Origin of the sequence: Paenibacillus sp. FSL H8-0283, from assembly GCF_045040675.1 — a bacterium.
In the GTDB taxonomy this organism is placed as follows: Bacteria; Bacillota; Bacilli; order Paenibacillales; family Paenibacillaceae; genus Paenibacillus; species Paenibacillus amylolyticus.
This window is the reverse complement of the sequence record NZ_CP150295.1, coordinates 5,794,485-5,807,812: the sequence shown is the minus strand read 5'-3', so window position 1 is coordinate 5,807,812 and position 13,328 is coordinate 5,794,485. Positions and strand designations below refer to the sequence as shown.

14 protein-coding genes and 1 riboswitch are annotated in these 13,328 nt (G+C 46.1%); of the genes, 10 read left to right on the top strand and 4 right to left on the bottom strand.

Going from position 1 to position 13,328, the window contains the following annotated elements:
• The first annotated feature begins 6 nt into the window (after positions 1-6).
• Both MHI52_RS25620 and MHI52_RS25615 read left to right on the top strand, forming a co-directional pair.
• Positions 7-447 carry a DUF456 domain-containing protein gene (locus MHI52_RS25620; protein WP_047841365.1) on the top strand — a complete coding sequence of 147 codons (441 nt, stop codon included), beginning with the start codon at positions 7-9 and terminating at the stop codon, positions 445-447.
• 61 nt (positions 448-508) lie between these two features.
• Complete coding sequence (locus MHI52_RS25615) at positions 509-2,137, top strand: polysaccharide biosynthesis C-terminal domain-containing protein (protein ID WP_405157868.1); 1,629 nt, start codon at positions 509-511, stop codon at positions 2,135-2,137.
• A gap of 200 nt (positions 2,138-2,337) precedes the next feature.
• On the opposite strand, the gene MHI52_RS25610 is transcribed toward MHI52_RS25615, so the two are convergent.
• Positions 2,338-3,624, bottom strand: coding sequence for a DUF2515 family protein (locus MHI52_RS25610; protein WP_405157867.1), 1,287 nt, complete (start codon positions 3,622-3,624; stop codon positions 2,338-2,340).
• Between the two features lie 141 nt (positions 3,625-3,765).
• On the opposite strand from MHI52_RS25610, the gene MHI52_RS25605 reads away from it, so the two are divergent.
• The 6 genes from MHI52_RS25605 (at position 3,766) to MHI52_RS25580 (ending at position 9,432) form a co-directional block, all read left to right on the top strand.
• Complete coding sequence (locus MHI52_RS25605) at positions 3,766-4,110, top strand: thioredoxin family protein (protein WP_017692403.1); 345 nt, start codon at positions 3,766-3,768, stop codon at positions 4,108-4,110.
• A 497-nt stretch (positions 4,111-4,607) separates the two neighbouring features.
• Positions 4,608-5,546 carry a heme A synthase gene (locus MHI52_RS25600; RefSeq protein WP_036605745.1) on the top strand — a complete coding sequence of 313 codons (939 nt, stop codon included), beginning with the start codon at positions 4,608-4,610 and terminating at the stop codon, positions 5,544-5,546.
• Between the two features lie 163 nt (positions 5,547-5,709).
• Positions 5,710-6,426, top strand: a complete 717-nt coding sequence (locus MHI52_RS25595; RefSeq protein WP_315372442.1) for a Cthe_2314 family HEPN domain-containing protein — start codon at positions 5,710-5,712, stop codon at positions 6,424-6,426.
• Between the two features lie 129 nt (positions 6,427-6,555).
• A riboswitch (SAM riboswitch) is annotated at positions 6,556-6,697 on the top strand.
• Between the two features lie 126 nt (positions 6,698-6,823).
• Positions 6,824-7,858: a methionine ABC transporter ATP-binding protein gene (locus tag MHI52_RS25590; RefSeq protein WP_036673323.1), complete on the top strand. Its 1,035-nt coding sequence runs from the start codon at positions 6,824-6,826 to the stop codon at positions 7,856-7,858.
• Positions 7,859-8,518: a methionine ABC transporter permease gene (locus tag MHI52_RS25585; RefSeq protein WP_405157866.1), complete on the top strand. Its 660-nt coding sequence runs from the start codon at positions 7,859-7,861 to the stop codon at positions 8,516-8,518.
• A gap of 74 nt (positions 8,519-8,592) precedes the next feature.
• Positions 8,593-9,432, top strand: a complete 840-nt coding sequence (locus tag MHI52_RS25580; RefSeq protein ID WP_036605748.1) for a MetQ/NlpA family ABC transporter substrate-binding protein — start codon at positions 8,593-8,595, stop codon at positions 9,430-9,432.
• Positions 9,433-9,550: 118 nt separating this feature from the next.
• Here the strand turns inward: MHI52_RS25580 and MHI52_RS25575 are convergent, their stop codons facing one another.
• Positions 9,551-10,510, bottom strand: coding sequence for a DUF2167 domain-containing protein (locus MHI52_RS25575; RefSeq protein ID WP_405157865.1), 960 nt, complete (start codon positions 10,508-10,510; stop codon positions 9,551-9,553).
• Positions 10,511-10,722: 212 nt separating this feature from the next.
• Here MHI52_RS25575 and MHI52_RS25570 point away from each other — a divergent pair, with 212 nt between their 5' ends.
• On the top strand, positions 10,723-11,502 hold the full coding sequence (locus MHI52_RS25570) for an SDR family oxidoreductase (protein ID WP_339284219.1): 780 nt from the start codon (positions 10,723-10,725) through the stop codon (positions 11,500-11,502).
• 138 nt (positions 11,503-11,640) lie between these two features.
• Here the strand turns inward: MHI52_RS25570 and MHI52_RS25565 are convergent, their stop codons facing one another.
• Positions 11,641-11,886, bottom strand: a complete 246-nt coding sequence (locus MHI52_RS25565; RefSeq protein WP_017692412.1) for a NifU family protein — start codon at positions 11,884-11,886, stop codon at positions 11,641-11,643.
• Positions 11,887-11,964: 78 nt separating this feature from the next.
• Between MHI52_RS25565 and MHI52_RS25560 the strand changes: the two genes are divergently transcribed.
• Positions 11,965-12,219: a YuzB family protein gene (locus tag MHI52_RS25560; protein ID WP_076328984.1), complete on the top strand. Its 255-nt coding sequence runs from the start codon at positions 11,965-11,967 to the stop codon at positions 12,217-12,219.
• On the opposite strand, the gene MHI52_RS25555 is transcribed toward MHI52_RS25560, so the two are convergent.
• Positions 12,216-13,277 (bottom strand): NAD(P)/FAD-dependent oxidoreductase, encoded by a 1,062-nt coding sequence (locus tag MHI52_RS25555; protein ID WP_036605751.1) that lies wholly within the window; start codon positions 13,275-13,277, stop codon positions 12,216-12,218. The two genes, MHI52_RS25560 and MHI52_RS25555, sit on opposite strands and share 4 nt — an antisense overlap.
• Between the last annotated feature and the right edge of the window lie 51 nt (positions 13,278-13,328).

Here is a 13,328-nt window from a genome sequence, read left to right as displayed (position 1 = left end):
GTGGGGATGGCTGGAACGGTATATCCCATACTGCCTGGTGCTGTAGCGATTTTCTTCGCGTTTCTGGTCTACGGCTGGTTCTTCAGCTTTGATCCGTTTGGTGTGTGGTTCTGGATCATTCAGATTCTGATTGTTGTTGTGTTGTTTGTGGCTGATTATGTCGTCAGTGCATGGGGCGTGAAGAAGTTCGGTGGCTCCAAGTTATCAACAACGCTGAGTACCATTGGTGTTATCATTGGCCCATTTGTCATTCCGGCATTTGGACTGGTGCTGGGACCATTTATCGGTGCATTTATCGGGGAACTGATCGGAGGGTCTTCACCTTCCAAAGCGTCGAAAGTTGGATTTGGTTCCGTTGTGGGGCTATTTACGAGTACTGTGATGAAAATTATTTTGCAAATCGTCATGATTGTTCTCTTTATTATCTGGGTGGTAAGATTCGCCTAAACGTTCAGGATTAGCTTCAACGGGATGCACGTCCGGTGTGGAGGAAAGAAGGGGAATTCGTTTGTCTAAGAAAGAAACATTCATTAGGGGTACGCTCATTCTGGCGGCCGCTGCACTGATCGCAAGAGTACTCGGATTGGTTCAACGGGTGCCGCTGGAGCATATCCTCGGCGATATCGGTAACGCATCTTTTACCATCTCCAATACGGTATATTTAATGCTGTTAACTGTAGCAACGGCGGGCATACCGAGTACACTTAGTAAGATGGTATCGGAACGCTATGCGCTCGGACGCGCGGGTGAAGCTCAACAGATCTACCGTGCAGCCCTGATCTTTGCCGCTGTTGCCGGGGTAGTCATGTCTGCTTTGTTGTGGTTCGCGGCACCTTATTATGCTACGTATGTGTCCAAAGTACCGGAGTCGGTCAGCGCCATTCGCGCCTTGGCTCCAGCGTTACTACTTTTCCCGGCTATTGCGATGATGCGTGGATATTTCCAAGGACGCGGCAACATGACAGCTGGTGGTATTTCACAGATTGTTGAACAGTTCGCCCGTGTAGGTACAGCCATTATCGTGGCTTATGTCATGCTGCAATGGAATTATGATGACCAGACGATTGCTGCAGGTGCTTCATTTGGTGGGGTATTAGGAAGTGTGGGTGCCTTCGGTGTCATGCTGTACTTCACCTTGAAGCTACGTCGTAGCGACCGTGCGGCCCAATTGAATTACGAGCGTGCAGAGCAGTTACCGATGCGAGGTATCTACAGTGATATCTTCAAGCTGTCTATTCCAATTGTGCTGTCTTCACTTGCGGTTCCAGCCATTAACTTCATCGATTCATCCCTTGTGGTACCACTGCTTAGTGGCCAGATCGGACTCGAAGAAGCGACAGGTGTACTTGCGATCCTGGGTGCGAAAGCCCAAAGTATTGCGGGTATTCCTCCGATTCTGGCTATCGCTTTGAGTCAATCATTGGTGCCTGTCATATCGGCAGCATTTGCCCGCAAGGATGAAGCGCATCTGAAAAGTCAGGTTACACTTGCCTTGCGCATTTCGATTCTGACTGGTATGCCGATTGTCATTGCACTTTGTGCGGCAGCGTATTCGGTCAACGGATTGCTGTTTACCAATCTGGATGGAACGCCGATCATTGCCTTGTTAACATTCGGTACCATTTTCCAGATTACGATGATGACCACCAACTCTATTTTACTAGGGGTAGGGAAACCGCGGATTACGATGATCAGTGTCGCAGCAGGTGTTGTGATCAAACTGATCGCAAGTCTGATTCTGGCGCCGATCTTCGGCATTTACGGCATTATTATTGCAACGGCCCTCTGCTTCTTGGTCATCACGTACCTGAATCTGCGGGTCCTTCGCAAAATCGTTGATTTCTCCATCATGGGAGATCGTTGGAAAGGATTTATCATTACGGTCTTGCTTGCAGCAGGTGTAGGATTTGCAACGAACTGGATTGGCAATACGATCTTTGGATTGTTCCTGCCAGCGCGTGTATCCTTCTTGCTTACCTGCCTTGTGGTTGGTTTGCTTGTTGTTGTGGTGTATCTGGTTCTCATGGTTGTGCTGCGTGTACTGCGCAAGGACGAGCTGGGCAGTTACCCCCGTATTCTGCAAAAAATTCTTCGTCCACTTATGCGTCTTCAACGTGGAGCTGGGCAAAGAGGTTAAACATGCAAGGAGCATCATCCATGCTCCAATATTTTGTGAAAATACGATACAAGCTCTGTCTGCTATTGAAGCGGACAGGGCTTTTTGTTTAGCTAAGGAGAGCTGAGCGACTGAACTCGACATTAGCCCAGCAAGCGAGGATTAGCGGTACATCGGATATCACATCATCCGTCTTTGCCTGCTCTATATAGTCTTCAGCATTAGTGTGTGATAGCTTTAGCATCATGAGCCAGTGCTGTTTTCAGCATGCCATACCGGTGTTCGTGACTCATCTCAAACAGCCATGGGCGACGCGGTGCCGTCAGATAACCGAGACAATCCCGAGTCTGAAGCCAGTCCTGTCTGGTGATCGGTTCATAAGGCGTGTCCCCCCATACGGAGAGCAGTTCCGGACTATATAATCGTTGCCCTTCTGGAAGCCATTCTTCATCCATTAGCTCCTGAGCATAAAGTGTATGTTCCCCTGCCTCGTCTTCACGATTGGTAAACAGCCCAGGCCAATATTCAGCGCGCGAGCAACGATGGGGAACCAAGCGTGCGAACTCCAACACTTGTGTGTGTACTTGCTCCACGCCAAACAACAGGGCATATAGCCCTTTACCAAACATGATTCGCTCATCTAGTTTGCCAAAATGTTCAATGACGCGTCCTGCGAGTCCTGCTCCCTGTCCAAGAGGAAAGACGATATGATTCAGACCGGCCAGATTATGCAGATGGAATGCGGGTTTGGAAAGTACTTCTTTTTGAAAATAAGGATGTTGCACCACCCGGCTCTCGATATAGTTCTGCTCATTAATAATTAATGCCACACTTAGCAGTGAACTGCATCGTTCCAGCCAAAAGCGTTCCCAAAACGGCGTCATAAACGCCGATACGTGAAAGTGCGACAAGAGATGGAAACAGCTACGTCCGATCCGGCGACTGTTCATATACAGCAGAAGCTGGGGATAGGCATCCTGGAAAATGAGTGCATTGCACCGCTCCAGCAGCCGATACATATGCTGGCGATCGCTTTGATTCTGTAGATTATGCATTAAGTCACTCTGAAGATCTGTCATGTGATATCCGCCGTTGCGAGAGACCATATGGGCCAGTAGTGCCCAATGCAGTTCGGGATATTGCTCATAACATTCCAGATAGGCTGCCGTGCGGGTGATATTACTCCGATTGTGCTCCTGAGTCAGTGTCTTAATCTCTTCCAGAATGATGCAATCTTCTTCGCAGACGAGTGCGCTTTGAACCTGGTCCGTGCGTGTAAAAGATTTGTTGCTGGTAGGTAACAAACGCTCCACCTCAGACTGTAAGGCAGCTGCCGTATCGGTATCCCACTCGATGTCACGCAATGGGTGACGAAGCTGTGCTGAAGCTTGCCATGCAGCCTGTTTGCCACGCCAGATTTCACGGGCAGCACCCGGAATGGAACGGACAATCTGCAGAAGGGACCCGTGATGTTGTTCGCTGGAAGAATCGGTTCTGGTGGAAGTCATGATGTGACATCCTTTCATGATGTTCTGGGTTTATTTTCACAGACCATGTGGTTATTCTAAGTATGCGCTGATTATTTGACTTCCACTCGCCAATTTGCTTCACTTAGGGTAAGACAAGGTACAGAAAGGGAGATGAACCGAATGGAACAGATTACCTCCAAACCGGCTTTTGATGTAGCCATCCAATCCCCACGTTTGACGATTGCCGTATTCAAGGCAGACTGGTGTGGTGACTGCAAATACATCGATCCGTTTATGCCTGAGGTTGAAGAGAAATATGCACGTGAATTGACCTTGATTGAGGTCGACGTGGATCAGGTTGGAACCGTTAGTGAAGAGCAGAATATTCTTGGCATTCCGAGCTTTGTGGCGTATACAGATGGCCGCGAACTCGTACGGTATGTGAACAAGCTGCGCAAGTCCAGAGAAGAGATTGAGCAGTTCCTGGATCGCGCAGTTGAAGTGTACAACACGATCCATAAATAATGTTATATAAGTTCGATAAATGAATATTTACACAGACACACAGACACTCCGATGACAGAATAACCTTCCGATCGCTGTTATCCCCAGATTTCTTTGATCCCTTTTATAAAGGGGAGAAATCCGGGGATAAAGGCGAACGCTCCGCTTCTTCTGGTTATTTCTGTCCTCTCCGTTATTGTGTAAATGTTTCATGAACTTATATAAAAGTATGACAGGTTCATGTTGTAAAAGGGTATAATAAAAAGAACGCCATTTCTCTTGAAATAGGGAAATGGCGTTTGTGTGTTCGACACGTTCTATGTAAGAAACGTTTCTGTACATATCCCAAATGACCTGTGGGTCATTATTTCACCAGACGTTAACATTTTGTCACAAAGCGCGACGTCAATGAACATTTTATCCGGTATAATGAATTTAGTTGTGAAATAAGTGTCAAAGTACCGAAACAAGCGGAGAATATTCTTCGCCATCTTAAACCAACAGCGGGTGAGAAAAAATTGAAACACTTAACTTTGTTTAAATGGTTAACCGTATTAACCTGTCTTGTCATGTTTCTGGCTACTTTTGGTGGAGGCATCGTAACCAAAACGGAATCAGGCCTTGGCTGCGGAACAGAATGGCCTTTATGTAACGGAAAACTCGTTCCCGCACATACTGTGGCTTCACTCATTGAATATTCCCATCGCGCTGTAAGTGCACTGGCTGGACTGTTGTCCATTGCCTCGTTTGTTGCTTTTCTGCGGTTTGGCAAATCACGCCGTGACCTGCAATTGTTTTCTTTCTTAACTCTGGTATTTGTTATCGTCCAGGGAATCATGGGGGCTTTTGCCGTTGTCTTCTCCCAATCTTCAGCAGTCATGGCACTGCATTTTGGTTTTGCACTGATTGCTTTTGCGAGTTCTCTAATGATGGCGCTGGGCATAAGGCAGGAGGCCAAAGATGGCGGATTGGAGCGCCTGAATAAATACCCTCGGGTTAGCAAAAAATTCAGGAATCTGGTCTGGTTCTCCACCATTTACACATATCTCGTGGTATACACAGGTGCATTTGTGAGTCACACGGATTCTGCCGGCGGATGTTCTGGATTTCCGCTTTGTAACGGTCAGATTATTCCTGAGCTTTCGGGTGGGGTAGCGGTTGCTTTTGCTCACCGTGCAGCAGCTGCGTCGCTCGTGATTGTTATCGCAATCCTGGGTCATTTCGCTTACCGTAATCATCCGGACAACAAGGAAATGCGTACTCTGGGTGTGGTATCCGTTGTTCTTATTCTGATGCAAGTAGTCATTGGTATTTTCATGATGGTGACAATGAACCGTCCGGAAGTATACATGTTCGTAGCTCTTGCTCATATGCTGGATATCGCCATATTGTTCGGAGTCTTAACGTATATGAGTTTCCTGGTGTACAAGCTACATCGCCCGGCTAATCGTTTTTAAATATGAAAGTCCACCATCCAGTGATGTACATCATTGGACAGGTGGACTTTGTTTGATGTCAGAGGGATCAGGGCAACCTATGGCAAGCAGCAATTACACGGAATGAATGATGATTCGTTTACGGTGATGAATTCTTGTTGATTTGGAAAAGAGGAGGTTAGATATGCTGCGAACGTTGTTGGGGGAAAAGCCACGTATAAACGAAGGTAAATTGAAGGCAGCGATGGACGCAATGGCGCATACGCTTGAGTTATTTCAACGACAAATGCATGTGGACCATGATCCCACGCATGACTATCGGAAACTGTATGTGTGGACTCAGGGACTCATCTCCTCACTGGATGAACTGGAGCAAAGCTGTTTCGCTGCTGCTCATTTTCGTAAAAAGGTCGTTGCAGGCTCAACGGATGATATGACGGCGACTGAAAAAGCCGAGTATGCACGTTATGTGTATTTCTACAAAGATGGCTTTATCCGCTGCTTTGCCATTCTGGATAAAGTCGGCACAGTATTAAATGAAATATTCCAGCTGAATACTTCCAATACCAAAGCGCATTTTTCTTATTTTACTATGTTAAGGCAGTTCGACTATGCAAGGGAGCATCATGATCTTGCATTGCAATTAATACAGATCAAGGACTCTTATCGTGAACCGATGAGCAAGCTGCGCAAGCGACGTAATATGGAAATTCACTACATGAACTCAGAAATGCACGATGACCTGTGGCAGTTACACCAGACCTTGCAAGGTAAAGTGAAATTGGAGGATCTGAATCAGCATGTGCAGGAAATGCGTCAGGGCGTGGATATGGTCTGTGAAACGTTAACAGCCTCTTATAGTTATATCAATAAAATATGGAAAAGAAATAATTCCCTTTGACAAATCGGAATACTTGGAATATACTGAGTTTCAATCGAATGTTACATGGATATAACTGATATTTCGGAAGTTACGTTCACATTATAAAGCATAAACTACATGAACTTATAAAATCCTACAACAACATATTTCTTATCGAGAGCGGCGGAGGGACAGGCCCGATGAAGCCCGGCAACCGATTTGTAACGACATGATACATGTATCATTCGTTATAGATGTTAGGTGCTAATTCCTACAAAATGGTGCAAGACACGATTTTGGCAGATGAGAAGGTATATTCTTTCACGTGAAGAGCCCTCTTTGTATCTGCAAAGGGCTCTTTTTTTGTACTTTAAGGGGAGTTTTCCTTTAGATCGGGTAAAGATACATGTAGGTGGTTGGAAAGGGGCAAGTGCGATTGATTGAATTAAAAGGTTTAACGAAAACGTACGGCAAAGGGGCAAAATCTACAACAGCGTTATCTGAGCTGAATTTGAGCATCCAAAAGGGTGAAATCTACGGTGTGATTGGCCATTCTGGAGCGGGCAAAAGCACATTGATTCGCTGCATTAATTTGCTGGAACGGCCTACGGAGGGTGAGGTATGGGTCGACGGAATCAACTTGACTGAACTGAGCAAAACCGAATTGCAGCAACAGAGACGCAAGATCGGGATGATTTTTCAACATTTTAATCTGTTATCTTCGGCAACGGTATATGACAATGTAGCTTTTCCACTAAAGCTTGTGAATACACCCAAGGAAGCCATTGATCGCAAAGTGAAGGAAATGCTCGCACTGGTTGGTCTGGAGCACCATAGCAGCAAATATCCGGCTCAATTATCGGGTGGACAGAAACAACGTGTAGGGATTGCGAGAGCACTTGCAAGTGATCCAAATGTGCTTCTCTGTGATGAGGCTACTTCGGCACTTGATCCGCAGACGACAAATTCAATCCTGAAGTTATTGCTCGACATTAATGAAAAGTACAACCTTACGATTGTGCTGATCACACATGAGATGCATGTCATTCAGAACATCTGTGACAAGGTGGCTGTCATTCATCAAGGTGGCATTGTGGAACAAGGACCTGTAACAGACGTGTTCTTGAAGCCGCAGCATGCGATTACGCGGGACTTCATGATGCGTGACCATGAAGCTGGACTTGCTCTGGAAGAGACCGCTCTGGCAAATGCAGGCGTTGAATTGCAGGCAGGTGCTGCTTCCAAACTTGTGAAGATATCCTTTCTGGGTAACAAAACGTATGAAGCGATTTTGTCTAGAACGGTACGTAAGACAGGCGTGGATTTTGCCATCCTGCAAGGTACAATCTCTACGATCAAACAGGTTCCTTATGGGCAGCTGACCGTTCGGTTCGAGGGTGATTCAAATGCGATTGATCGGACGATATCAGAATTAACCGCTGAGGGACTTGATGTGGAGGTGCTTCGTTAGATGGATTTTTCAACAGTTCGCTGGGAAGAGGTTGGTAAAGCTTCCATTGAGACACTGCAAATTTTGGGTGCATCAGGCTTGTTTACCGTAATTTTTGGTTTACCGCTCGGGGTGCTGCTGTTCATGACAGCCCGATCTGCTTCAACCAAATCACGGGTGGTGTACATTATACTGTCCCTGATTGTTAATATTTTGCGATCGATCCCATTTATCATATTGATTGTTGCTATTATTCCATTCACTCGTTCGCTCGTCGGTACAGCTACAGGGGTGCTTGGTGTTATACCACCTTTGGTTATTTCGGCAGCTCCTTACTTCGCTCGACTGGTAGAGACAACAATGCGTGAAGTGGATCGTGGTGTCATTGAAGCGGCACAGGCGATGGGTGCATCGACCGGACAGATCGTAAGACGGGTGCTGTTGCCTGAGGCACTGCCTGGACTGCTTGCTGGTATAACGATCACCATTGTTACGCTCGTCTCCTATACGGCGATGGCGGGCATGGTTGGCGGTGGAGGTCTGGGAACACTGGCAATCAACTATGGATACTTCCGTTATCAAAATGAAATTATGATCATATCCGTAGTGTCGATGATCATTCTAGTGCAAATTCTCCAGATGGCTGGAGATCGCTTGGTTACATTTTTCACCAGGAAATAACACATAGATAACATGATGGATATGCATTAATGCAGATGCCACATGACAAAATGATTAGAGAAGGGGTTTTACACATGAAAAAATGGTCTTTTGCTCTACTTAGTCTTATGTTGATTGCGGTTCTCGCAGCTTGCGGAAACAACAAGGACGCCGATAGCGGCGCAGACAATTCAGCAGGTGCACCTCGTACAGTTGAATTGAAAGTTGGAGCTTCACCTACACCACACGCAGAGATTCTGGAAAGCATCAAGCCTGAACTGGAAGCACAAGGTATCCGTCTGCAAGTCGTTACATTCAACGACTATGTTCAACCCAATCAGCAACTTGCTGACAAAAAATTGGATGCAAACTTCTTCCAGCACCAACCATATCTGGACACAGAGAATAAAGAACGTGGATTCAACCTCGTTTCTGTAACACCTGTTCATGTTGAACCTTTTGGTGGATACTCCAAAAAGATTAAGTCTTTGGATGAATTGGCAGACGGCGCAAAAGTAGCAATTCCAAATGATCCATCCAATGGTGGACGTGCTTTGTTGCTGCTTGCGAAGGAAGGTATCATTACGCTGAAAGACAACACAAATATTACATCTACGATTCAAGATATCACAGCCAATCCGAAGAACCTGGATATCATCGAGCTGGATGCAGCCATGATGCCTCGTCAATTGGATGAAGCGGATCTGGTATTTATCAACGCTAACTATGCGCTCGAAGCGAACCTGAATCCGGCGAATGATGCTTTGCTGATCGAAGATCTGCAAGGTAACCCATACGCAAACATCCTCGTTTCCCGTGAGGACAACAAGGATGCAGATGCAATCCAAAAACTGGCTGCTGCTCTGCACTCCGAAGAAGTGAAAACATTCATCAAAGAACGTTATAAAGGAGCAGTTGAACCTGCAACTGAATAATTCACGATATGTATGATATGATGTGAAGCTATTAAGAATAAGCCGTATATCTCTTCTGAAGAGATATACGGCTTATTTTATGTTTCCTAATCTGTACTGACGTGGGGATCAACATAAGTCAAAGTTTTTCCGGTTTATCCACGTCAGAATGATGCCCAGATTGGAGGTAGTAGGATAATTCATTCTGATCAGCATACTGCTGTTCATCGGCTTCTTGCAGGTACGTCCTCTCGGAGGGAGAGAGTTTCTCTTCTTCTCCGTGTGAGCTTTTGATTTTGTATCTGATCCAACCGATTAACCCAAGGACGACAACGAGGATCAAAGCCCATCCTTTTTTGAGCAAAAGAAGAGCACTGAATTTTTGGGAAGCCGTGTACCCGATCCCGCCCATCAGAAGACTGTTGAGCCCTATGGTGGATGTTTTGTCAGTCGAAGCATTGTACTCCTCGTAGGTATATCCTGCATTGATGCTAAGTTGATTAAGGACAGTTTCCTCGAATACCTGGCGGCTCTGTTGAAAGTTGTCCGTATCGGTAACCAGAATGGCTGTGATGTACCCTTCGCGTGTCAGGAGTTTTACATTGTAATTGACCATGGCTTGCTGATCAGCATTCTTAAAACCGAGGGAGTAAACCAACTGATGTTTGGTACTGTCATATGTCGGTTCGATCTCCCACCCCGTTATGTACGTTCTATATTCAGGATCAAATTCTCTGTTATCTTCTTCTGTGCCTCGGATATAACTGCTTAACAGCTCTTCGGCACTTAAATTTTGATCGTCATCATGGATATGACCTGTCTTCACGTACTCGAACACAACATACCACGAGCCGAATTCACTATTGCTGGTTAGGCTTCCGATTTCGTTCCCATTAGGCTTTCCATCACTGTTAAGTATCGAGCGTTGGGTATTGGGCTTATCCAGATAGGAATGGCTTTCAGGGACTTCCAGGGTGGCCTTACCGTCCAAAGAGACAGATGCTGGTCCAGTAATCCAATCGTACTCATCTGGTGCTGGCTCATTCTCACTTGCCGCTGATACCTGTAAGGCACTAGAGACTGTGAATAAACTCAACATTAAAAGTGTAAGAAATAATATCCATCTTTTGTTCTTCATATTCGTGTAGAGGTCCTTTCAGGTTATATCCTCGACAGTACCATAGGTGTTTAATTTCAATCAAGATATATTTGGAATTAAAGGTGAATAATCCCTTGTGGATAAGCGAGTTGTAGGAGGACGATAAATCTTTTATACTGGATAGTGACTGCTCTTTGAAGAGGGGGATGAACGTGAAGGGAAAGATTGCCCTCATAACGGGAAGTGCCAAAGGTCTTGGTAAAATGACGGCCCTCAGTCTGGCAGATCAAGGGTGCCATATTGCCCTGAACTATGTACACAGCAGAACAGAAGCTGAGGCTTTAAAGGCTCAGATTATAGCCAAGGGTGTGCGGTGCATTGCCATCCAGGCTGATATATCCAAGGTGGAAGATATCTCTTCATTGGTTGAGCAGGTGGAAGGTAACCTTGGCAGCATTGATATTTTGGTGAATAACGCAGGTCCATTTATCCGTGAACGACGATTATTTGCGGATTATTCTGAAGCTGAGGTCCAGATGCTCGTGCAGGGAAATCTGTTGGGACCGATGTTACTGGATCAGCGTGTATTGCCAGAGATGAGACGCAAGCAATGGGGACGCATTATCCATTTTGGCTTCAGTCATGCTGGAGAAGCGAGATCTTGGCCTCATCGCGCCGTATATGCGGCTGCCAAGGTGGGTCTGGTATCTTTTACAAAGACACTCGCGGTTGAAGAAGCCCCGTATGGAATTACGGTTAACATGGTATGTCCAGGTGACATTCGTGGTGCGAACAAAGAGAAAACGATTGATGAAATGGCAGGCATCATCGACGAGGAAACACCAAGAGGGCGTCCAGGCAGCGGTGAAGATATTGCACGAGTGATTACGTATCTGTGCCTTGATCATTCCGATTTTATAACAGGTAACATTATGGATGTATCTGGAGGACTTGATCCGATTCGTCCGACCATACAGCGTGAGGATACTTAAAAGGTGAATTGAAGGATTGTACGTGGAATCTGGTAAAAGGGACAGATGAAATGGACTCTCTGCATATGCACACAAAAAAAGAGCCCTCCGCTTCATGCGAAGCGAAAGGCTCTTGAGGTTTATTTCGTGAAGGATTGATTAGAATACTTGTACGACTTCTTGTACACCCTCAACTTCTTCGAGAAGGGCACGTTCAATCCCGGCTTTTAAGGTAATGGTGGAGCTTGGGCAACTGCCGCAGGCACCGACCAGTTTCAGCTTAATAATGCCGTCTTCCACGTCGACCAGTTCCACGTCACCGCCATCGCGTTGCAGAAACGGACGAAGTTTGTCAAGCACATCAATTACTTCATCATACATGGTGCTTTGTGCGTTTTCGCTCATTTTTTTCAACTCCTTTCCCCTATATTATATTACAAATGGCCACAAATTAAAATGGTCAAACAAAGCAGGTGAACCTATATGAGACCGATTATTGAATTTTGTGCCAATAATATGCATTTTGGCACAGATGAAGTCATGGATCAACTGGAAGAAAATCCAGACTACGACGTGATTGAATACGGCTGCCTCACCAACTGCGGCCAATGTTCTATGACTCCATTTGCACTGGTGAATGGCGAAGTTGTCATTACGGACAAAGTGGAAGATCTATATAACGCCATTCTGGCCAAAATTGGCGAAGCCGATGCCTGGGACGAGCTTGATCTCGACTAACCGAGATGGCGCTTGGACATCCAGAGCACACCACTTTTCAAAATACGAGGTACACGTCCCATCATGGACGTTTTGCCCATCAGCCCAAACCCAGACTTCTTGCCGAGTGCACCCAGTGTGCCACGAAGCTTGAGTGGATGTGGATTGGGCTTTTCGCCTTTCCAGAGGGCATGCTGAATATGGGCGATCTGCTCACCCTGTACTTCCGCAGCTTGACCGCTAGGTGCATAAGGTACACTGGCACAGTCACCAACGACATACACATCGGTATATTCCGGGATTTGGTAGTATTCATTCAAGACGACACGTCCCTGAGGATCTTTGGTTACGTCCAGATCCTGTACCACTTTTACTGGCTGAATGCCTGCAGTCCATACGACAGCATCTGTTAGAATCTGTTCATCCCGGTTATAGATGGCATTAGGTTCAACGCGTGAAATGGCGATATGCCCGCGTGTCTCTACCTGATGTTCGTTGAACCATTCATGCACATACACGGATAGACGTTGCGGGAAAGCGGATAATACACGTTCACCACGATCCAAAATGCTGATGTTCAGATCCGGTCTGCTCTCACGAAGTTCGGCTGCTATCTCGACACCACTTAATCCGCCACCTACGATATGCACATTGCCATAGGCTTTGACTTCATTAAGGCGCAGGTAGGTCTCGCGTGTTTTGCTAAAGCTCTGAATGGTACAGCTGTAGTCTTCGGCGCCTGGTGTGTTGTGGAAACGGTCTGTACAACCAAGTCCAATGACAAGTTTGTCGTACACGAGCGGGTCTTGGCCTTCAAATTCAATCTGACGCTGTTCCAGGTCAATCGAAGTAACTTCTCCATAACGGTAAGTGACTTTATCGCTCACTGGAAATTGGATACGCAGGTCATAATCAGATACGGTTCCTGCTGCGAGTGCGTAATATTCTGTCTTTAATCCCTGAAAGGGGCTGCGGTCCACCAAAATAATTTGTGTATCGGATGGAATTTTACCTTCCAGAAGTTCCTTGATGATGGTGAGGCCGCCATAACCGCCTCCAAGAATGACGAAATTTTTCATGACTCGGCTTCCTTTCTGCATCAGTCCCACTGAAATGGGGCTGTAAACTGT

Bases quoted from the DNA above. Each gene is read 5' to 3' on its own strand.
- MHI52_RS25580 (WP_036605748.1), top strand. From the start codon at position 8,593: ATGAAAAAATGGTCTTTTGCTCTACTTAGTCTTATGTTGATTGCGGTT.
- MHI52_RS25575 (WP_405157865.1), bottom strand. From the start codon at position 10,510: ATGTTGAGTTTATTCACAGTCTCTAGTGCCTTACAGGTATCAGCGGCA.
- MHI52_RS25605 (WP_017692403.1), top strand. From the start codon at position 3,766: ATGGAACAGATTACCTCCAAACCGGCTTTTGATGTAGCCATCCAATCC.
- MHI52_RS25595 (WP_315372442.1), top strand. From the start codon at position 5,710: ATGCTGCGAACGTTGTTGGGGGAAAAGCCACGTATAAACGAAGGTAAA.
- MHI52_RS25555 (WP_036605751.1), bottom strand. From the start codon at position 13,277: ATGAAAAATTTCGTCATTCTTGGAGGCGGTTATGGCGGCCTCACCATC.
- MHI52_RS25620 (WP_047841365.1), top strand. From the start codon at position 7: ATGGCTGGAACGGTATATCCCATACTGCCTGGTGCTGTAGCGATTTTC.
- MHI52_RS25585 (WP_405157866.1), top strand. From the start codon at position 7,859: ATGGATTTTTCAACAGTTCGCTGGGAAGAGGTTGGTAAAGCTTCCATT.
- MHI52_RS25565 (WP_017692412.1), bottom strand. From the start codon at position 11,886: ATGAGCGAAAACGCACAAAGCACCATGTATGATGAAGTAATTGATGTG.
- MHI52_RS25560 (WP_076328984.1), top strand. From the start codon at position 11,965: ATGAGACCGATTATTGAATTTTGTGCCAATAATATGCATTTTGGCACA.
- MHI52_RS25610 (WP_405157867.1), bottom strand. From the start codon at position 3,624: ATGACTTCCACCAGAACCGATTCTTCCAGCGAACAACATCACGGGTCC.